17 protein-coding genes are annotated in these 19,054 nt (G+C 63.7%); 11 read left to right on the top strand and 6 right to left on the bottom strand.

What is annotated here, in order from left to right:
* Positions 1-326 precede the first annotated feature (326 nt).
* From ACLI1C_RS12910 to ACLI1C_RS12900, 3 genes are all read left to right on the top strand, one after another.
* A complete protein-coding gene (locus ACLI1C_RS12910; RefSeq protein WP_411397386.1) occupies positions 327-2,096 on the top strand; it encodes an acetolactate synthase 3 large subunit in 1,770 nt (589 codons plus the stop codon).
* Between the two features lie 21 nt (positions 2,097-2,117).
* Complete coding sequence (ilvN, locus tag ACLI1C_RS12905; protein WP_411397384.1) at positions 2,118-2,672, top strand: acetolactate synthase small subunit; 555 nt, start codon at positions 2,118-2,120, stop codon at positions 2,670-2,672.
* A 95-nt stretch (positions 2,673-2,767) separates the two neighbouring features.
* A complete protein-coding gene (locus ACLI1C_RS12900) occupies positions 2,768-3,511 on the top strand; it encodes a pyridoxine 5'-phosphate synthase (RefSeq protein ID WP_411397383.1) in 744 nt (247 codons plus the stop codon).
* A gap of 45 nt (positions 3,512-3,556) precedes the next feature.
* Here ACLI1C_RS12900 and ACLI1C_RS12895 read toward each other — a convergent pair whose 3' ends face one another.
* Positions 3,557-3,883 carry a hypothetical protein gene (locus ACLI1C_RS12895; protein ID WP_411397382.1) on the bottom strand — a complete coding sequence of 109 codons (327 nt, stop codon included), beginning with the start codon at positions 3,881-3,883 and terminating at the stop codon, positions 3,557-3,559.
* Between the two features lie 313 nt (positions 3,884-4,196).
* On the opposite strand from ACLI1C_RS12895, the gene ACLI1C_RS12890 reads away from it, so the two are divergent.
* Together ACLI1C_RS12890 and ACLI1C_RS12885 are read left to right on the top strand one after the other, a co-directional pair.
* Positions 4,197-4,811 (top strand): NADPH-dependent FMN reductase, encoded by a 615-nt coding sequence (locus tag ACLI1C_RS12890; RefSeq protein ID WP_411397381.1) that lies wholly within the window; start codon positions 4,197-4,199, stop codon positions 4,809-4,811.
* Between the two features lie 154 nt (positions 4,812-4,965).
* Positions 4,966-6,900 carry a potassium transporter Kup gene (locus ACLI1C_RS12885; RefSeq protein ID WP_411397379.1) on the top strand — a complete coding sequence of 645 codons (1,935 nt, stop codon included), beginning with the start codon at positions 4,966-4,968 and terminating at the stop codon, positions 6,898-6,900.
* Between the two features lie 82 nt (positions 6,901-6,982).
* On the opposite strand, the gene ACLI1C_RS12880 is transcribed toward ACLI1C_RS12885, so the two are convergent.
* Both ACLI1C_RS12880 and ACLI1C_RS12875 read right to left on the bottom strand, forming a co-directional pair.
* Positions 6,983-7,411, bottom strand: coding sequence for a hypothetical protein (locus tag ACLI1C_RS12880; RefSeq protein WP_411397377.1), 429 nt, complete (start codon positions 7,409-7,411; stop codon positions 6,983-6,985).
* 119 nt (positions 7,412-7,530) lie between these two features.
* Positions 7,531-8,664, bottom strand: a complete 1,134-nt coding sequence (locus tag ACLI1C_RS12875) for an NADH:flavin oxidoreductase/NADH oxidase (RefSeq protein ID WP_411397375.1) — start codon at positions 8,662-8,664, stop codon at positions 7,531-7,533.
* A 191-nt stretch (positions 8,665-8,855) separates the two neighbouring features.
* On the opposite strand from ACLI1C_RS12875, the gene ACLI1C_RS12870 reads away from it, so the two are divergent.
* The 6 genes from ACLI1C_RS12870 (at position 8,856) to ACLI1C_RS12845 (ending at position 16,860) form a co-directional block, all read left to right on the top strand.
* Complete coding sequence (locus tag ACLI1C_RS12870; RefSeq protein ID WP_411397373.1) at positions 8,856-9,746, top strand: alpha/beta hydrolase family protein; 891 nt, start codon at positions 8,856-8,858, stop codon at positions 9,744-9,746.
* A 337-nt stretch (positions 9,747-10,083) separates the two neighbouring features.
* The gene (locus ACLI1C_RS12865; RefSeq protein WP_411397371.1) at positions 10,084-10,569 is read left to right on the top strand and encodes a molybdopterin-dependent oxidoreductase; all 486 of its coding nucleotides are present in this window, start codon (positions 10,084-10,086) and stop codon (positions 10,567-10,569) included.
* A 48-nt stretch (positions 10,570-10,617) separates the two neighbouring features.
* Entirely contained in the window at positions 10,618-12,552 is a 1,935-nt protein-coding gene (locus ACLI1C_RS12860) for a putative bifunctional diguanylate cyclase/phosphodiesterase (protein WP_411398326.1), read from the top strand.
* A 148-nt stretch (positions 12,553-12,700) separates the two neighbouring features.
* Positions 12,701-14,980, top strand: a complete 2,280-nt coding sequence (locus ACLI1C_RS12855; protein WP_411397369.1) for a putative bifunctional diguanylate cyclase/phosphodiesterase — start codon at positions 12,701-12,703, stop codon at positions 14,978-14,980.
* A 78-nt stretch (positions 14,981-15,058) separates the two neighbouring features.
* Positions 15,059-15,955 (top strand): amino acid ABC transporter substrate-binding protein, encoded by an 897-nt coding sequence (locus ACLI1C_RS12850; RefSeq protein ID WP_411397367.1) that lies wholly within the window; start codon positions 15,059-15,061, stop codon positions 15,953-15,955.
* Positions 15,952-16,860, top strand: a complete 909-nt coding sequence (locus tag ACLI1C_RS12845) for an amino acid ABC transporter substrate-binding protein (RefSeq protein ID WP_411397366.1) — start codon at positions 15,952-15,954, stop codon at positions 16,858-16,860. The genes ACLI1C_RS12850 and ACLI1C_RS12845 overlap by 4 nt, the downstream gene beginning before the upstream one ends.
* Before the next feature lie 62 nt (positions 16,861-16,922).
* On the opposite strand, the gene iolB is transcribed toward ACLI1C_RS12845, so the two are convergent.
* The 3 genes from iolB to iolE form a co-directional block, all read right to left on the bottom strand.
* Positions 16,923-17,723: a 5-deoxy-glucuronate isomerase gene (gene iolB, locus ACLI1C_RS12840; RefSeq protein WP_411397364.1), complete on the bottom strand. Its 801-nt coding sequence runs from the start codon at positions 17,721-17,723 to the stop codon at positions 16,923-16,925.
* Positions 17,668-17,919 (bottom strand): hypothetical protein, encoded by a 252-nt coding sequence (locus ACLI1C_RS12835; RefSeq protein WP_411397362.1) that lies wholly within the window; start codon positions 17,917-17,919, stop codon positions 17,668-17,670. The genes iolB and ACLI1C_RS12835 overlap by 56 nt, the downstream gene beginning before the upstream one ends.
* A 61-nt stretch (positions 17,920-17,980) precedes the next feature.
* On the bottom strand, positions 17,981-18,898 hold the full coding sequence (gene iolE, locus ACLI1C_RS12830; protein WP_411397360.1) for a myo-inosose-2 dehydratase: 918 nt from the start codon (positions 18,896-18,898) through the stop codon (positions 17,981-17,983).
* Positions 18,899-19,054 lie beyond the last annotated feature (156 nt).

Genomic DNA, 19,054 nt, shown 5'->3' with positions numbered 1-19,054 from the left:
CTTTTGCGTGTCCGGGGGCATTGCTCCACGGATTTTGGCGCCAGCGGCGGTGACTTGCGCCTTCCGGGTCATCAACAACCGCCAAGAGGTCCGCCGCCCCTTGACACCTTTGCGGTCTTGCACCTATCAATGCGGCCACAATTTCATGGAGAGGTCCCGTGCGGGCACTCATTCTCGTAGTAGGCAGGCGCATCGGCAACGTGGGATAAAATCCCGCGCGATAGCTGGTGCGCCGAAAACAGGTCCCGAACGGGGCCTTTTTTATTGCCCGGTTTTCGCCGCTACGAGACTGGGCCAGATCAAGTGGACTGAGGAAGGAACTCACGATGGCCGAACAAATGACCGGCGCTGAAATGGTTATACAGGCGCTGACCGACCACGGGGTCGAGCATGTCTTCGGCTATCCCGGCGGCGCCGCCCTGCCGATCTATGATGCGATGTTCCAGCAGGATGCGGTGCAGCATATCCTGGTGCGGCATGAGCAGGGCGCAACGCATATGGCCGAGGGCTATGCGCGCTCGACCGGCAAGCCGGGCGTGGTTCTCGTCACCTCCGGTCCCGGGGCCACCAATGCGGTGACCGGCCTCACCGATGCGCTGATGGATTCCATCCCGCTGATCTGCATCACCGCGCAGGTGCCCACCACGCTGATCGGTTCGGACGCCTTCCAGGAATGCGATACGGTCGGCATCACCCGCAGCTGCACCAAGTACAATTACCTGGTGAAGCGCGTGGAAGACCTGCCGCGCATCATGCATGAGGCCTTCCTCATCGCCACGACGGGCCGTCCGGGTCCGGTGGTCATCGACATCCCCAAGGATGTGCAGTTCGCGCTGGGCGACTACTACAAGCCCGATCTCGATACGCTGCGCCACCAGAGCTACCGCCCGCAGCTGGACGGCGACGCCGCGGCGATCGAGGCTGCGGTCGACCTCATGCTCAAGGCCGAGCGGCCGATCTTCTACACGGGCGGCGGCGTCATCAATGCCGGGCCCGAAGCCTCCGAGCATCTGCGCGAGCTGGCGGAGCTGACCGGCTTTCCGGTGACCTCGACCCTGATGGGCCTGGGCGCCTTCCCGGCGTCCAATTCGCAGTGGCTGGGCATGCTGGGCATGCACGGCACCTACGAGGCAAACCTGGCGATGCATGACTGCGACGTCATGATCAATATCGGTGCGCGGTTCGACGACCGCATTACCGGCCGGATCGACGCCTTCTCGCCCAATAGCCGCAAGATCCATGTCGATATCGATCCCAGCTCGATCAACAAGGTCGTGCGCGTCGACGTGCCGATCATCGGCGATTGCGAGCGGGTGCTGTCGGAAATGGTTCGCGTCTGGCGCAGCCGGACCAACCAGCCGCGTACCGAGGCGATCGGCGCGTGGTGGAAGCAGATCGGCACCTGGCGGGCCGTCAATTCGCTCGGCTTCAAGAATTCGGACACCGTCATCAAGCCGCAGCATGCCATCCAGCGGCTCTATGAGGCGACCCGCAAGCAGGGCAAGGAAGTCTACATCACCACCGAGGTGGGCCAGCACCAGATGTGGGCGGCGCAGCACTTCCACTTCGACCAGCCCAACCGCTGGATGACCTCGGGTGGCCTCGGCACGATGGGCTATGGCCTGCCGGCCGCCGTGGGCGTGCAGGTGGCCCATCCCGATGCGCTGGTGATCGACATTGCCGGCGAGGCCAGCGTGCAGATGACGATGCAGGAGCTTTCGACGGCGGTGCAGTATCGCCTGCCGATCAAGATCTTCATCCTCAACAACGAGCGCATGGGCATGGTCCGGCAGTGGCAGGACCTGCTGCATGGGTCGCGCTACGCCCATTCCTATTCGGAATCGCTGCCCGACTTCGTCAAGCTGGCGGAAGCCTATGGCGGCAAGGGTATCCGCTGCTCGAACCCGGCCGAGCTCGACGCGGCCATTGCCGAGATGCTCGACTATGACGGCCCGGTGCTGTTCGACGTCATCGTCGAAAAGGACGAGAACTGCCTGCCCATGATCCCCTCGGGGAAGCCGCATAATGAGATCATCCTGCCCGATACGGCCAATATCGGCGACATCATCGACGAGAAGGGACGGCAGCTCGTCTAGGGCGCTGCGGAGGACACCACCATGAACGCACATCTGCAGCCGACCGGTTCGGCCTATTTCATCACCAAGGATACCCAGGAAACCGAGCGGCATACGCTTTCGGTGCTGGTCGACAACGAGCCGGGCATTCTCGCCCGCGTCGTCGGCCTGTTCTCGGCGCGCGGCTACAATATCGAAAGCCTGACCGTCAGCGAGACCGAACACGGGCGGCGACTTAGTCGCATCACCGTTGTCGTCATCGCCACGCCCAAGGTGCTGGTGCAGATCAAGCTGCAGCTCGAGCGGCTGGTGCCGGTGCACAAGGTGCATGACCTGACGGCCGAGGGCGCGTCGCTGGAGCGTGAGCTGGCGCTGATCAAGGTGGCCGGCTCGGGCGACCATCGCGCCGAGACACTGCGGCTGGCCGATGCCTTCCGCGCACAGATCGTCGACGCGTCGGTGGAGAGCTTCGTGTTCGAGATCACCGGCAAGCCGGCCAAGATCGACAGCTTCATCGCCCTGATGCAGCCGCTGGGGCTGGTCGAGGTGGTGCGCACCGGGCTGGCGGCGATCTCGCGTGGTCCGCAGGGCATGTGACCCGGCCAAAAGCTGATCGCTGCCATCACAAGGTTCGATTGGGCGGCTCGCCCAGTCTGGTATAAAGCAGGGACATCTTTCGCCGAGTCCCGCCCATGACCCTGCTTTCCGTCAATCTCAATGCCGTCGCCCAGCTCCGCAACCGGCGCAACCTGCCCTGGCCCAGCGTGGTGGGGCTGGCCCGGGTCGTGCTCGATGCGGGCGCCAGCGGGATTACCGTACACCCGCGACCGGACGAGCGGCATATTCGCCGCACCGACGTGTTCGACCTGGCGGAACTGCTACGCGACGACTATCCCGCGGCCGAGTTCAATATCGAGGGTTATCCAAGCGAGGACTTCTTCACGCTGGTCGAGGCGGTCAGTCCGGCGCAGGTGACGCTGGTGCCGGACGATCCGGCGCAGGCGACGTCCGACCATGGCTGGGATTTCCGCGGCAAGGGCAATTTCCTGACCTCGGTGGTGCAGCGGCTCAAGGCGCCCGGGCGGAGGATTTCGCTGTTCTGTGATCCCGATGCCGGCGTTGACGGGGTCGCGGCGGCCAAGGCGACCGGCGCGGACCGCATCGAGCTTTATACCGGGCCCTATGGCGGCTGCTATGACGATCCCGACCGGGCCGTACGCGAGCTGGCGGCGCTGGCGCATACCGCGCAGGCCGCGCATGCGGCGGGGCTGGGCGTCAATGCCGGGCATGACCTGACGCTGGCCAACCTGCCGGCATTCCAATCGGCGGTGCCGCATGTCGACGAAGTGTCGATCGGGCATGGCATAACGGCAGATGCGCTGCTGATGGGGTTTGCCGAAGCGGTGCGGCAATACCGGGTCGTGCTGGGCAGCTAGCGGGAGAAAGTGGAAGCGCTGGATCGCTCCAGCGCTTCTATTGTTTTAGTCCGTGAAGTTGAACTGGCTGAGTTCGCAGACATTGTTGTCGGCGGAAATCACTTCGTCGCCATCTTCGAACACGGCAAGGAAATCATACTTGCAGTAGCCGCTGCCATCATCGATGTTGATCATTACGCTGCTGCCGGATGGAAGGATGTCCTTACCAAGGATATCTTCCTCCCACGACTTGCTGCCGGTGTTTGACGCATAGAATTCCATGATGTTGTAGGATGAATTGTTGTTGATCTGCACCCGACGATCGAGTGCTGCGGCCTGAACGACCCCGAATGCCAGTACGGCCAAAGCAAAAGCGGCCGATAACGTCTTCATTTTTTCCCTCATTGCTTGGGATTTGTCCCCATCCAGCAATAGACATGCGGCTCAGAAGTCCGCAACGGGATTCTGGGGCAGGGCGGATTGGACCTGCAGCGTTGAACAGTGCGTTGCCGCGGTGCTCCCAAAGCCCCTCAGTCCTGGGCCAGGCAGCCCATTCAAGGCAAAAAACCTAAGCCCCACCTATACTTACAGATTTGTGCCCTAGGCAGGTAACTGTCGCCGCACCACAGAAACGTGCCCCCTTGCGAGGATCGTTCACAGGCACATATATCGCCTCAGTTACGATTTGTTACCAAGGAGGGCTCAAATGTCCAAACTCAAGATTGCCGTCATCATCTCGTCCACCCGCCCGACCCGCTTTGGTGAAGTCCCGGCGAAGTGGATCCTCGAAAAGGCCAATGCACGTCCGGAAATCGAGGCCGAAATTGTCGACCTGCGCGACTTCGACCTGCCGTTCTTCGACGAAATGGCCTCGAACGCCTGGATGCCGTCGTCCAACCCCAATGCCGTCAAGTGGCAGAACAAGGTCGGCGAATTCGACGGCTTCATCTTCGTGACCGCCGAATATAACCGCGCCATCACCGGCGCGCTGAAGAACGCGCTCGATCAGGCCTATGTCGAGTGGAACAAGAAGGCGTTTGGCGCCGTCGGTTACGGTACCGTGGGTGGCGCGCGTGCAGTCGAGAACCTGCGCACGATCGGCATCGAGCTGCAGATGGTCTCGACCCGCTCGGCCGTTCACATTGCCGGTGCTGATTTCATGTCCGTGCATCCCGGCTTTGGCGGCACCAAGTCGCTGAACGACCTGGAAGCCTCGATCGGCAACTCGGCCAAGGACATGCTGGACCAGCTGATCTGGTGGGGCCATGCCACCAAGGCTGCCCGTCAGGAAGAGGCCGCAGTGGCCGAAGCCGCCGAATAAAGCTCCGAAGACCTCCAAAGCTTCGTTTGCCGGCAAGGGTCGCTCCGAAAGGGCGGCCCTTGTTGGCTTTGCCCATTGTGGCCGCAAGGTGTTGTGTGTGACGATTGCCGGGTGTATAGCGGCCCCCGCCTTCGACCAAGAGAGCACAAGGTTTATGACGCAGACGAACCCAGCCGGCGCATCTCCCGCCGGAGTCGATGCGAGCGACCACACCAGCCACTCACATTCCGCAAAAGACCTGCCCCTGCTGATCATGGGCGCCATCGGCGTGGTCTATGGCGACATTGGTACGAGCCCGATCTACGCCTTCCGGCAGGCCATGCAGGTCCGCCCGGGCGCGGCGGCAACGAGCTCCGAAGTGCTGGGATTGCTGTCGCTCATCGTCTGGGCCCTGACCCTGACGGTTGCTGTCAAATATGTGTTCTTCGTCACCCGCGCCGACAATAATGGCGAAGGTGGCACGCTCTCGCTCATGGCGCTGGCGCGCAAGACCTTCACCAATCCACCGATCTGGATCACCGTGCTCGGCGTCATCGGGGCGGCCATGTTCTTTGGCGACGCCATCATCACGCCTGCCATCTCGGTGCTATCGGCGGTCGAGGGCGTGCAGCTGGTGACGCCGGGCATGGCACGCTGGGTGGTGCCGATCACCCTGGTGATTATCCTGGGCATTTTCTTCGTGCAGCGCTTCGGCACGGCCAAGGTATCGATCGTGTTCGGCCCTATCACCGCCATCTGGTTCCTGGTCCTGGGGTTTTCGGGCCTCGTCCACATCATCGATTATCCAGCCGTGCTGTGGGCGCTCAATCCCTATCTGGGCATCGAGTTTCTGGTGACGCATTTCGGCATCGCCTTCGTCGTCGTCGGCGCCATCTTCCTCGCAGTGACGGGCGCTGAAGCGCTCTATGTCGATCTCGGCCATTTCGGCCGCAAGCCGATCGTGCTGGCCTGGTTCGGCCTGGTCTTTCCATGCCTGCTGCTCAACTATTTCGGGCAGGGCGCCTTCGTGCTGGAAGTGGGCGTGCACAACGTACAGAGCCCGTTCTTCGAAATGCAGCCGGAATGGGCGCTGCTGCCGTTTGTCGGCCTCGCCACCATGGCGACCATCATCGCCAGCCAGGCGGTTATTTCAGGCACCTATAGCCTCACCCAGCAGGCCATCGCCCTCAACATGCTGCCGCGCATGGTGGTGGAGCATACGTCCGAGACCCAGAGCGGCCAGGTCTACATGCCGCAGATCAACACCATGCTCATGCTGGGCGTGCTGGTCCTGGTGGTCTCCTTCGGCAGTTCAGAGGCGCTTTCAAACGCCTATGGCATTGCCGTCTCGGGCGTGATGATCGTTACCCTGTCGCTGCTTGTCGTGGTGATGTGGCGCAACTGGAAGTGGCATCCGGCCGCGGTCATCGCCTTCGGGCTCATGTTCCTGTTGATCGACGGCGGCTTCTTTGCGGCCAATGTCGCCAAGCTGTTCCAGGGCGGATGGGTGCCGGCCGCGGTTGCGCTGGTAGTATCCCTGATCATGTGGAGCTGGATGGCTGGCCGGCGCCGGCTTGCCGAAAAGACCCGTCGCGACGAGGTGCCACTGCAGTTCCTCGTCGACAACCTGGCCAAGAAAAAGCCCATGCTGGTTCCCGGTACGGCGGTGTTCCTCACCAGCGACATCGAGGGCGCGCCGACGGCACTGCTGCACAGTCTCAAGCACTACAAGGTGCTGCATGAGCAGAATGTGATCCTGACCGTCCGCACCTCGGCCTCGCCGCGCGTGCCGGACGACGAGAAGGTCACCATCGATGCCTATAACGAGCTGTTCAGCCGGGTGGTCGTGACCTTCGGCTATATGGAGAGCCCCAATATCCCCAAGGCGCTGGTGCTGGCCCGCAAGCTGGGCTGGAAGTTCGACATCATGTCGACTTCCTTCTTCCTGTCGCGGCGCTCATTGAAGCCGGGCCCCAAAGCGGGCAGCCCGCTGCGTTACTGGCAGGACCGGCTGTTTACCCGGCTCGCCAAGAATGCCAGCGACGCGACGGAGTATTTCCATATTCCGACCGGCCGCGTCGTGGAAATCGGGACGCAGGTGGTGCTTTGACCGCCACTCGACCATAGGTCTCAGGGCCTTCTAGCTCAAATCGCTCCACAGGAGCGATTTGCCCCTTCGGGTCGCGGCGAAGCTACTTCACCATGTCCGGGCAGACATAGGGCACTTCGGCGGTCACGAAGCGCTGCTCCAGAACATCGCTGCCGAGCTTCAGGCTGAGCACCAGCTCGGTGGGGCTGAGGCTGGTGATGTCGGCATTGATGGTCATGCCATCCTCGTCCCAGCTGATGGCGCTGTCCGAGACCTGCTGCCACTTCGAGAGCCGGTAGGTCTCCCAGCAGCTGTCGCTGACCAGCGTGCCATCGCCGAGAAAGATCTGCATGGGGCCAGGCTGGTCCGGATCGGCATCGGCGCGGATCCAGACCTTGTTGAGCAGCGGATTTGCCGTCTCGTCGCCCGCTTCGGCCGCGTCGGTGGCTTCCTGCGCATTGGCGGGCAGGGTGACGCAGGTGCCGACGCCCCAAACACTCATGAGGGCGAGGATTGCGGCCTTGGTATCCATAAAACGACTCCCTGTTCACCGCTCATCTGGTGACTCTTTAAAGATGCGCAAGAGTGGGGGAGCAATCGCGGCAAATTTGCGTTGCCGCGAAGGTGTTTCGGGGAAGTTGCGTTACCGATTTATGACGCTGCGTAGCCCCGCAGGCCCAGCGAGCGGTCGCGGCTGGCCACCCGGTCGGTCTGGACCGGCCAGAGGTCATAATCGGTGCCGCCCAGTTCGTGATAGGCATGCACGGCCCAGTTGGGGTCGTCCAGCGCGCCGCGGGCCAGGGCGATGAAATCGGCCTCGCCATTGGCCAGGATGGCCTCGGCGCCGTGGATGTCGCCCAATAGGCCAACGGCCATGGTGGGGATATCAGCGCCGTCGCGCACGGCCTTGGCAAAGGGGACCTGGTAGTTCGAGACGGCGTTGATCTTGGCGCCGTCAAAGCCGCCGCTCGAGCAATCGATGGCGTCCACGCCCAGCGCCTTGAGCTCACGCGACAGCACGACGCTGTCTTCGACCTGCCAGCCATCGGGATGCCAGTCGCTGACCGAGAGGCGCACCAGCAGCGGCTTTTCGGCGGGCCAGACGGCGCGGACGGCGGCGGTGATCTCGAGCACCAGGCGCATGCGGTTCTCGCGGCTGCCGCCATATTGATCGGTGCGGTGATTGGCCAGCGGCGACAGGAACTGGTTGAGCAGGTAGCCGTGGGCAGCGTGGATTTCGACCGTATCGAAGCCGGCAGCGTCGGCGCGTTTCGCCGCGGCGACGAAGGCCTCGATCAGGGCGGCAATGCCAGCGGCATCGAGCGCCGTGGGGGTCTGGAAGCTGTCATCGCTGGGCGAGTGGGCAATGGGGCTGGGCGCGACCGGGGTCCAGTGCTGGTAGCCAACCGCGGCCTTCTCGGCCTCGGACATCCTGGCGGTGTCATTCCAGGAAACCGGAGTCGACGCCTTGCGGCCGGCATGGGCCAGCTGGATGCCGGCGGCGGCGCCCTGGGCGTGCAGGAAATCGACAATGCGGGTGAGGGGGGCGATATGCTCGTCCTTCCACAGCCCCAGATCGGCATAGGAAATGCGGCCCTCGGCGGTAACGCCAGTGGCTTCGAGGATCACCAGGCCAAAGCCGCCAATGGCGAAGCGCCCGAGATGGACCAGATGCCAGTCATTGGCGAAGCCGTCCTGCGCCGAATACTGGCACATGGGGGCGACGACCGCGCGGTTGCGCAGGGTCAGGCCGCGCAGGGTGGTCGGGGTAAACAGCTTGGACATGAAATACTCTTGTCGTTATTCGGCGGGAAGATTGGCGCATAGATGCATCCTTCGCGCTCTATCGGCAAGTGCCGATGATTAAACACTGTGTTGCGGTCGGCACATGTCGCGCGATTGTGAGCCTGGTCGCGGCGCGCCTTTTCCAGGATGACGGCAGAGTCTAGGGTCGTGCGACTTCAAAGGATTCGCACATGTCCCTGACCCGCCAGCGCTTTCGCGAACTGATCGGCCTCGCCGAACCCGAGGTGGCGCTGGTGTCGCGCCGCGCCGAACCGGCAGGCGACCATGTGGTCGAGCATCTGGTGCTGCGGCTGGGCGATGTCGCGGTGCGCGGCATTCTCACCCGCCCCACCGACACTGCGGGCCGCCTGCCGGCGATCCTTTATGGCCACTCGCATGGCGGCGGCTATGCCATCGGCGCGCGGGAACTGCTGGACGGAAGGGAATATCTCGTCGACCCGCTGGGGCCGGCCTTTGCCCGGGCGGGCTACGTGACGCTGTGCATCGACATGCCGGTATTCGGCGAGCGCGCCACGGTCTCCGAGAGCGCCGCGGCAAAGGCGCTGCTGTGGCATGGCCAGTCCCTGTTCGGGCAGATGCTGTCCGACCATGCGGCGGCGCTGACCTATCTCTGCAGTCGCGACGATGTGGATCCGGCGCGCATCGGCGCCTTCGGCATTTCGATGGGCTGTGTGCTCAGCTACTGGCTGGCCGCCATGGATGAGCGCATTGCGGCAGTGGCCCATCTCTGCTGCTTCGCCGATTTCCGCACCATGATCGAGCTGGGTGCGCATGACGGGCATGGCATCTATCTGACGGTGCCGGGCCTGCTCAGGGAGGCCGACGGGGGCAATATTGCCGCCCTAGTCGCCCCGCGTCCGCAACTGGTGTGCATCGGGGAGGCGGACAGCCTGACGCCGCCTTCCGCGGTGGCGCGGGCCTGGGCCGAACTGGAACCCGCCTATGACGGGGCAGGGGCGCTTCTGCAACTGGTGAGCGAACCCGGCATCGGCCATCGCGAAACGCCGCGCATGCGTGAAGCCACGCTGGCATTTTTCGCCACCCATCTGGCGGGCGCCTGACCCGGGGGCAAGCTGCCACGGGCCCGACTGCGGATCATTAGGATTGTTGGGAGCCGGGTAAGCATCCCTTGATACGATGCGCGTAACGTTGGCCTGCTCGGAATCCGAACCACGGCCGCCACGGCCATCCGAGCGCCGCGATGAGCCCCAGAGGTGAATGCGCTGCGACGGTCGCCAGCCAATGGGCGACGCCGCACTTTAGGTCCAGAAGGTCCAGGCGAAATAGCTGAGCAAGCAATGGCTCAGTTGATTTCCACACGCGTGAAATTCTTATGGTTCGGATTCATGACTTATTCGTCGGTCGCTGTGTAACATATTGAACAATATGGAGAAGAATATGAGTACAACTCTACGCGCAATGGCCTTGGGACTTGTGCTGTTCCTCGTGCCGGGCCTGGCCCTAGCGCAATCCGAGCCCGTTATTCTGACCATTGACGGCGCCATCTCTGGCGGCGTGCCGGTGGACATGACGCGCACCCAGCTCGAAGCGCTCGGGTCGGCGTCGGTCGCCACGAGCACGCCCTGGCATGAAGGCGCCCCGCAGTTCGAGGGCGTACCCATGAGCGCCTTGCTCGAGCATGTGGGTGCGACCGGCGAAGTGGCCGAGGTGCTGGCGCTCAACGATTACCGCACCACCATCCCGGTCAGCGACTTCATGGACTACCCGGTCATCCTGGCGCTCAAACAGGATGGGGAATACATGTCGGTACGCAACAAAGGCCCCCTGTTCATCATTTATCCATTCGATGAGTTCGATGAATTGCAGGCCGATATCTATTATTCTCGCTCGGCTTGGCAGGTTCGGCGTATTACCATCAAGTAATTCGAAAGCTGGCCATCCATGTTGCCACTCGCGTGGTTTCGCCAATTGGTGCTCGTGATCGTTGCCGTGCTGGGCATTTCAGCAGTCCTGCACGCACGGGTCGTGCAGGATTCTGCCGATGCGGTCGGCCGGTCCATGCGATTCGACGTGTCCTGGATTGGTGCGCATGGCCGCATCGAGGCGGCGCAACTGGAAGTTCACCTGGCGCGCTATGCGGCCCTGCGGCTGCCGGCCGACGCGGAGAGTGCCGAGCTCTACTACCAGATCCTGCTCGGGCGCCTGGATTCCTGGGATGTCGGCGGCTATCGGGAATTCCTCGATTCTTCTCCGGCCAACCGGGAGACGTTCGACCGGCTGCGACTGCTCGTGGAGTCGTTCGAGACGGAGTTTTCCGACCTGTCGCAGGTGGAATCGCTGCCCGCGCTGCTCGAGGCCTGGCGCCCGGTGGGGCCGGCGATCGACCAGATCGGCGCCGAGGCGACGACCTCCGCCGTCAGCAAGGCCGCTGAAATTCGCGAGACGCTGACTGAGCGGCAGGCGGTGCAGAACTATCTGGTGGTCACGCTGCTGGGGGCCGGGCTCTTGCTGCTGGTGCTGCTGCTGCTGCAGAATCGCTCCCTGCGGCGCGCCCATGCCGATGCACGCCGAGCCGCGGACAATTTCTCCTATGTCGCGCGGCATGACTCGCTGACGGGCCTGCCCAACCGGAACGCCTTCGTGGCCTACGAGGAAACCGCTGTCCCCAACGGCAAGCAGCTCGCGGTTATTGCCCTCGATCTTGATGGCTTCAAGCTGGTCAATGACACCTGGGGCCATGTGTTCGGGGACAAGCTGCTGGTTCAGGTCGCCCAGCGGCTGGAGGCCGCCATCCGGGGCAAGCCGGGCGCCCTGGTCGCGCGACTGGGCGGCGATGAATTCGTGGTGCTGACCTATCCGCGGACCGCGCGGGAAGCCAAGGGGTTTGCCGAAAAGGTGCTGGCCGACATCACGCGGCCCTATGACATCGATGGCGGCAAGGTGACCATCGGCGCCACGGCGGGGCTTGCCCTGGCCGAGGACCAGCGATGGGACGCGATGACGCTGATGGCCGATGCCGACCTGGCCCAGAACGAGGCGAAGGTGAGCAAGAAGGGTTCGGTCGGCCTCTACAACGCCACCCTGCGGCAGGGCGTCGAGCGCCGGCTGCGGCTTGAAAATGCCTTGCGCGACGCCATCGGGCGGGGTGAGATCGTACCGAATTACCAGGTCCAGGTGGATCTGCGCAGCAATGCCATCGTCGGGGTGGAGGCACTGGCGCGCTGGCAGCATCCGGAGCTGGGCTCGGTGTCGCCCGCCGAGTTCATTCCCATTGCCGAGGCCTCCGGCCAGATCGCCCATATCGGGCGCTACATGATCGAGCAGGCGTGCCGCGATGCCATGCTGTTGCCTGACGATATCCACGTAGCGGTCAACCTCTCGGTCATCCAGATCATGCAGGGCGAGGTGATCGAGACGGTCGAAAATGCGCTGCGGGCCAGCGGCCTGCCGGCGCAACGGCTCAAGCTCGAAGTGACCGAGTCGGTGCTGATGGTGAACCCCAAGCGGGTCATCGAAGTGCTGGAAGGCCTGCGCTCCCGAGGCATTGCCATCGCGCTCGATGACTTCGGCACGGGTTTTTCGTCCCTGTCCTATCTCAGCACCTTTCGCTGGGACGAGCTCAAGATCGACCGCAGCTTCCTGCAGAACCTGGATGAGGATACGCTTGGCCTCGCCATCATCCAGGCCATTCTCGTCATGGCCAAGGAACTGGGCGCCAAGGTCATCGTCGAGGGCATTGAAAGCCCCAAGCAGGTGCAACTGCTGGAGCATACGGGCTGTGATATCGGTCAGGGCTTCCTGTTCGGGCGACCCGAGCCAATCGCGGCGGTGCGCGCCACCGTCCTCAAGGATCGCGGACCGGCCACGCAGCCGGCGGTCGGCACGACGGACCAGGAGACGGCCTGACCCATCTGGCAGGGCCTCCAAACCAGTATATCTCCCTCTCGCTGCAGTGAATCCGCTGACTCCATCTTAAGTCTTTGGCCCGATACTGCATGGCAACTTGGTTGTCCGCAGCGTCCAGCTGGCGGCTGGAGACGTAACGCGCAGCGCAATGAGCGATCGGGTACAGCTAGACGGCACCAAATCCCTCGCGACCGGTACTGCCGATGGCCGGAAGGCAGGTCGGCCCGGTCCGGGCGTCCCGGCACGCGCCTGGCGCAACTCCCTTTTGGGCAAGACCACCTCGATCTTCCTGATCGGCGTCGTCTTCGCCTATGCGCTGGGTGCGCTGGTCGGCTGGCAGATGTTCACGACGGCGGCGCTGGAGCAGTGGCGCAATCAGGCCCGGATGAACACCCAGATCGCCAGCGCCACGCTGCGCAACATCTATACCTATATCGCCGTCGACGTGGACGAGACGGGCCACATCAACAGGATCATGACCGACAAGCCGATCGGGGATGATGAATCGGTGCTCTATACCGGCTTCAATCCCGGCGACGTGCTGGCGCTGATCGCCACGCAGACCAAGAACGACGCCTGGATATTCCGCTACGATCAGGGCAGGGGCGCCTTCGAACAGATTGCCGCCACCGCAACGGGCGACGCGGAAATGCTGCCGCCTGATGCGGCCCTGTTTGCAACGGACGGCGCCGCGGGCGACTTTGCCACCGGCTTCACCACGATCGGTGGCGAGCGGCACTATGTGGGCCTGCTGCCCATTGTCCGGCCCGGCGGCGAAGTGCTGGGCGCCGTGGTCGCCAGTATCGGCAGCGAGGCGGACCTTAATCGCACGCTCGGTGAACTGCTGCGCAACTCGCTGATTGCGCTGGTCGTCGTGCTGGTGCTGGCTGCCATTGTCGGCACGCTGGTCGCCAATCGGCTGTTCAAGCCGGTGCCGGCGCTGATCCGTGCGACGCTGCGCATTGCCAATGAACAGACCGACATGCCGACGCCATTCCAGAACCGCCGGGATGAGATCGGCGATCTGGCCGTGGCGATCGAGACCCTGCGCGGGGCCGTGGTCGAGCGCGGTCATCTGCGCGATATCCGCGACATGGCCGTGGAACTGGCCCACATGGCCCATCACGACCCGCTGACCGGACTGCCCAACCGGGCCCTGCTGATGAAGACTCTCGAAGAGGCGGTGGCCGGTCTGGAGACTGGCCAGCGCTTCAATGTGATCATGCTTGATCTCGACCGGTTCAAGTCCATCAACGACACGCTGGGCCATGCCAGTGGCGACAATCTCCTGATCAGCACGGCGCATCGCCTTGTTGCCGTTGTCGGGCCCAGGGATGTCGTCGCCCGGCTGGGTGGCGACGAATTCGCCATCATCCAGACGGTTTCGCGCAATCCGCTGCTGGAAGCCCGCAAGCTCGCGACGCGCCTGCTGGAAGCTGTCGCTTCGGGGATTGTGCTCGATGGGCTTGAACTGGTCGTTGGCACAAGTATCGGCATTGCCTGCGCGCCCATGCATGGCGCCGAAGCTACGCAATTGCTCAAGAAAGCCGATCTGGCGCTCTACCGTTCCAAGGCCACCGGGAGGGGGATATTCAACTTCTTCGAAGAAGGCATGGACATGGACGTGCAGGACCAGCACGCGCTGGAGCTTGACCTGCGGCTGGCCCTGCAAAGGGAAGAATTCGAGCTGCATTACCAGCCCATCGTCAACCTTGCGACCATGGCCACGTGCGGCTTCGAGGCCCTGGTGCGCTGGCGCCACCCGCAGCGTGGCATGGTCCCGCCCGACCAGTTCATCCCCCTTGCCGAGGAGACCGGGATGATCGTGCCGCTGGGCGAGTGGATCCTGGGCCGCGCCTGCAGTGACGCGGCGCTCTGGCCGAAGTGCTATACGCTGGCGGTCAACCTGTCCCCGGCGCAGATCCAGAAGGCGGGCCTCGTCAGCGCGGTCGAGCGCGCGCTCAAGACGTCGGGTCTGCCTGCGGCGCGGCTGGAGCTGGAAGTGACCGAGACGGTCGTCCTCGCCGGCGCGGAGAGCATTGCCACGCTGGGCGCCCTGCGGGCCAGGGGTATTGCCATCGTGCTGGACGACTTCGGCACCGGCTATGCCTCGCTGAGCAACCTGGTGAGCCTGCCCTTCAGCAAGATCAAGATCGACCGCAGTTTCGTCGCCAACCTGACCAGCCAGCAGAACTGCCGCGCCATCGTGGCGGCGATCACCGGCCTGGCGCGCGGGCTCGACGTGGACGTGACCGCCGAGGGCGTCGAAACGGCGGACCAGTTCACCATTCTGCAGGCGGCGGGCTGCACCAATATGCAGGGCTATTATTTCGGCCGGCCGCTGCCCATCGGCGAGATCGACCTGGCCAATCCGATTGCCGATCGGGCGCGGGCCGACAAACGGGGGCGGGGACATGCATCAAGTTGATCAAATTTGTCGGCAAGTTTCGGCAAATCCTCAAGGGATTTGCCCGCAGAATTTGACTGCATTTGTTGGAGGCACGCTATGAACCGCATGATCCCGGCGCTGTCGCTGCTCCTGGCCATGGCACTGCCCGCTGCTGGCGAGCCCGCGGCGCTGGATGGGACGCTGGCCAAGATCGCCGAGACCGGCGTCATTGCCATCGGCTATCGCGAAGCCGAACCGCCCTTCTCGTTCCAGGATGCGGATGGTGCGGTGGTGGGGTTTTCCATCGATCTCTGCCTCAAGATCGTTGACCGCGTGCGTGCGCAACTGGGGCGCGAGGACATCGCTGTCGACTATGTCGTCGCCACCCCTGCAACGCGGTTCATCCTGGTCAAGACCGGACAGATCGATCTCGAATGCGCCGCCACCACCAACAATGCCGAGCGGCGGGCGCTGGTGGATTATTCCTATCCCCATTTCATGACCGCGACCCATTTCGTCTCCCGGCGGGCCGACAATATCGGCGGCATTGCCGATCTGGCGGGGCGCTCGGTCGCTTCGGCGTCGGGGACGGTCAATATCGATCAGCTGAACGCCCTCAACCGGGCGCAAAATCTCAACATCGCCGTGCTGCCGACCAAGAGCAACGAGGATGCCTTCGCCCTTGTGGTGAGCGGGCGCGCCTCGGCCTTCGTGATGGACGGCATCCTGCTGGCCGCCATGGTCGCCGAGACACCGGATCCTTCGGTCTATGTGCTGTCCACCGATACGCTGAGCCAGCCGGAGCCCTATGGCCTGTTGCTCAAGCATGGCGACAGCGCCTTCAAGACCTTGGTCAACGAGACGCTGGCGGCGATCTATACCAGCGGCGAAATCGAGGCCATCTACGCCAAGTGGTTCACCTCGCCCATCCCGCCCCATGGCGCCAATCTCAACCTGCCGCTGTCGCCCGACCTGGCGGCCGCGTTCCGCACACCCGTGGAGTATCTGGAATGATGGCGCGAAGCTGGATTGCCAAAACTTGCCTGGGCGCCCTGCTGATGCTCGCGCCGGTCACCGCTGCCAGCGGCCAGGCGCCGATCTCGACGCTGGACCGCATCGTCGAGACCGGCACGCTGCGCATCGGCTATAGCGCCGATTCCGCCCCGTTTTCCTATCTCGATGCCGATGAAAGCATCATCGGCTATTCAATCGACCTGTGCGGCCGCGTCGCCGAACGGCTGCAGCAGCAGCTGGGCCTGGCGGAGCTCAAGATCGCCTATGTGCGGCGCACGACCAGCGACCGAGTCGCCCTGCTCAAGAATGGCGATATCGACATTGAATGCGTGGCCAGCACCAACAATGCCGAGCGACGCAACAGCGTGGCCTTCAGCTATCCCCATTTCATGACGGCGGTCCAGTTCGTGGCGCTCAAGGCCGGCGGCCTGCGCGCCGTGGCCGATCTCAAGGGGCGCACGGTGACCTCCACCTCAGGCACCACCGTGATCAGCAGTCTCAATGCCATCAGCCGCGAACGTGGCCTCAGCATCGCCGTCATGTCCACGCCCGATCATGAAACCGGCTTCGACCTGATGGCGACGGGGCGGGTCTCGGCCTTTGTCATGGATGGCATCCTGCTGGCGGCCATGGCTGCCAATGCAACAGATCCGGGCCAGTACATCCTCTCCAGCGACGCATTGGGCCCGCCCGAGCCTTATGGGCTCATGCTGCGGCGCGATGATGCGGCTTTTGTCGATGCGGTGAACGCGGCGCTGTTCGAGATCTATACCAAGGGCGAGATCGAGCCGATCTACGAAAAGTGGTTCATGCAGCCGGTGCCGCCGCACGGGGTCAACCTGCATTTCCCCATGTCCGAGGCGCTGGCCGCAGCCTTTGCCACGCCGGTCGTGGTGGGGGACTGACCCGATCAAGCAAAAGGCCGCCTTCGGGGCTGCCTTTTCGTATTCCGGCGCAGGGCAGGCTGCTACTGCAACAGCCATTCATGCTCGGCGGCATTGTGGAACTTCCACACCCGCTTGGGACCCGCCATGACGTTGAGATAGTAGAGATCATAGCCCGCCGTGGTCGCCACCGGGTGGTAGCCCCTGGGCACCAGCGTCACGTCGCCATCCTCGATCACCAGCGCTTCGTCGAGGCTGCGGTCATCGGTATAGACGCGCTGCATGGCAAAGCCCTGCGGCGGGTTGAGGCGGTGGAAGTAAGTCTCTTCCAGCATGCTCTCATGCGGCAGGTTGTCCTGGTCATGCTTGTGCGGCGGATAGGACGAGGTATTGCCCTGCGGGGTGATGACCTCCACCACGAGGAGCGAATGGGCCGCGCCGTCATCTTCGGGCATGATGTTGTAGACATGGCGCACATTGGCGCCCTTGCCACGGGTGATGCGCGGATGGCGGCCGGGGGCAATGACATGCGCCTTGTAGTCGCCCCCACCGGGCGCCGCGCAGACTGCAAGCTCGAGCGGCGTGGCGGCCTCGGCTGTCCACGAACTGCCCATCGGCACATAGACCGCATGGGGCGCGCCCTCGAAAGGCGTCATGCGCTCGCCGATCTCGCCGAAATCCTGGCCGTCGACGGCGATCCGTGCCTTGCCGCTGACCAGCACGAGGCAGAGTTCCTTTTCGCCTGCTTCGCCGCCGGCCTGTTCGCCTTCATTCAGCCTGTGCAGCGCGAAGCCGACATAGGTCCAGCCGGCCGAGGCCGGGGTGATGTCATGAACCTGACCCGTCGTTCCCTTCGGGCGGATTCGGAGGTTGGATTTGCTCATTGGCCGGATCCTCCTTGGGGAAGGCATAGAAGAAATTATAGAGGGTATAGGCGAGGGCGGCGCCCACCAGGAGCGCCCAGAACGTATCGCGGCTCCAGAGCAACTCCCAGGCCAGCCAGGCCGTCAGGAACACGGCCACGGCGACGCGTCGCCACATCGGCCGGAACCAGGTGAGGTCATTCTGCTTGAGTGCCATCGGTTTCCCCTCGAACGAATAGGTCGTTGCGCGCATCCCTAGCACAGGACGGCGCCCCGTCTCACCCTTTCGGAAAGCCCTGCGTCTCGACGGTATAGCCCGCAGCCGTCATGACGCGCATCAGCTCCTGGTAGCCGACCTGCGCCATTCTGAGCGGCGGATTGGGCCTGGGGTCCTGCTCGGCTTCGACGACGAACCAGCCCTCATAGCCATAGTCGGCGAATTTCTGCACGATGGCGGCGAAATCCAGCGAGCCATCGCCCGGCACGGTGAAGGCGCCCAGCGCCACGGCATCTAGGAAGGACTGCCTGGTCCGGTCGAGCTTGTTGATGACGTCCATGCGGACGTCCTTGACATGCACGTGGTTGATACGGGCGTGGTGGTTGTCGATGGCGCGCAGCACATTGCCGCCGGCAAAGGCCAGGTGGCCGGCATCGAGCAGCAGCGGGATGCCCTCGCCGGAATGGCGCATGAAGGCGTCGAGCTCCGGCTCGGTCTCGACCACGGCGGCCATGTGGTGGTGGTAGGAGAGGGGCATGCCCTGCTCGGCGCACCATTCGCCGAACTGGGTGACCTTGCGGGCATAGGCCTTCATCTCGTCGTCGGAGAGCCTGGGCTTCTGCGCGAGCGGGATATCGCGCCGGCCCTGGATGGAGCGGCCCACCTCGCCATAGACGATGCAGGGGGCGTCGACCGCCTTGAACAGCTCGATCATCGGCTGGATGCGCGCCTGGTTGGCGGCCAGATCCTCATCGACCAGCGTGCCGGAAAACCAGCCGCCGCACAGCGTCACGTCCGCAGCCTTGAGGATGGGCAGCATCACCGCCGGATCATCGGGGAAGCGGCGGCCCTTTTCCATGCCGGTGAAGCCGGCCGAACGCGACTGGCGCAGGCATTCCTCCAGCGAGACGTCGTCGCTCAGTTCCACCAGATCGTCGTTCCACCACGCGATGGGCGACATGCCGAGTTTGGCTTTCAATTTATGCTCCTGAACATTCTTCGATTTCGCGGCCCCCTCATCCGCCCTTCGGGCACCTTCTACCACGAGGGGAGAAGGGGACTCGGGTGCTAGACTAAAACTGGGAGCCGCCCCTCTCCCCTCGTGGGAGAGGGTGGATCGGCCGAAGGCCGAGAC

It is taken from the genome of Devosia sp. XGJD_8, from assembly GCF_046614475.1.
Lineage (GTDB): Bacteria > Pseudomonadota > Alphaproteobacteria > Rhizobiales > Devosiaceae > Devosia.
The sequence above is the reverse complement of the archived record's forward strand: the minus strand, read 5'-3'. Positions and strand labels throughout refer to the sequence as shown.

Bases quoted from the DNA above. Each gene is read 5' to 3' on its own strand.
- ACLI1C_RS12850 (WP_411397367.1), top strand. From the start codon at position 15,059: ATGAACCGCATGATCCCGGCGCTGTCGCTGCTCCTGGCCATGGCACTG.
- ACLI1C_RS12890 (WP_411397381.1), top strand. From the start codon at position 4,197: ATGTCCAAACTCAAGATTGCCGTCATCATCTCGTCCACCCGCCCGACC.
- ACLI1C_RS12880 (WP_411397377.1), bottom strand. From the start codon at position 7,411: ATGGATACCAAGGCCGCAATCCTCGCCCTCATGAGTGTTTGGGGCGTC.
- ACLI1C_RS12875 (WP_411397375.1), bottom strand. From the start codon at position 8,664: ATGTCCAAGCTGTTTACCCCGACCACCCTGCGCGGCCTGACCCTGCGC.
- ACLI1C_RS12885 (WP_411397379.1), top strand. From the start codon at position 4,966: ATGACGCAGACGAACCCAGCCGGCGCATCTCCCGCCGGAGTCGATGCG.
- iolB (WP_411397364.1), bottom strand. From the start codon at position 17,723: ATGAGCAAATCCAACCTCCGAATCCGCCCGAAGGGAACGACGGGTCAG.
- ilvN (WP_411397384.1), top strand. From the start codon at position 2,118: ATGAACGCACATCTGCAGCCGACCGGTTCGGCCTATTTCATCACCAAG.
- ACLI1C_RS12900 (WP_411397383.1), top strand. From the start codon at position 2,768: ATGACCCTGCTTTCCGTCAATCTCAATGCCGTCGCCCAGCTCCGCAAC.
- ACLI1C_RS12870 (WP_411397373.1), top strand. From the start codon at position 8,856: ATGTCCCTGACCCGCCAGCGCTTTCGCGAACTGATCGGCCTCGCCGAA.
- ACLI1C_RS12895 (WP_411397382.1), bottom strand. From the start codon at position 3,883: ATGAAGACGTTATCGGCCGCTTTTGCTTTGGCCGTACTGGCATTCGGG.
- ACLI1C_RS12855 (WP_411397369.1), top strand. From the start codon at position 12,701: ATGAGCGATCGGGTACAGCTAGACGGCACCAAATCCCTCGCGACCGGT.
- ACLI1C_RS12835 (WP_411397362.1), bottom strand. From the start codon at position 17,919: ATGGCACTCAAGCAGAATGACCTCACCTGGTTCCGGCCGATGTGGCGA.
- ACLI1C_RS12910 (WP_411397386.1), top strand. From the start codon at position 327: ATGGCCGAACAAATGACCGGCGCTGAAATGGTTATACAGGCGCTGACC.
- ACLI1C_RS12865 (WP_411397371.1), top strand. From the start codon at position 10,084: ATGAGTACAACTCTACGCGCAATGGCCTTGGGACTTGTGCTGTTCCTC.
- ACLI1C_RS12845 (WP_411397366.1), top strand. From the start codon at position 15,952: ATGATGGCGCGAAGCTGGATTGCCAAAACTTGCCTGGGCGCCCTGCTG.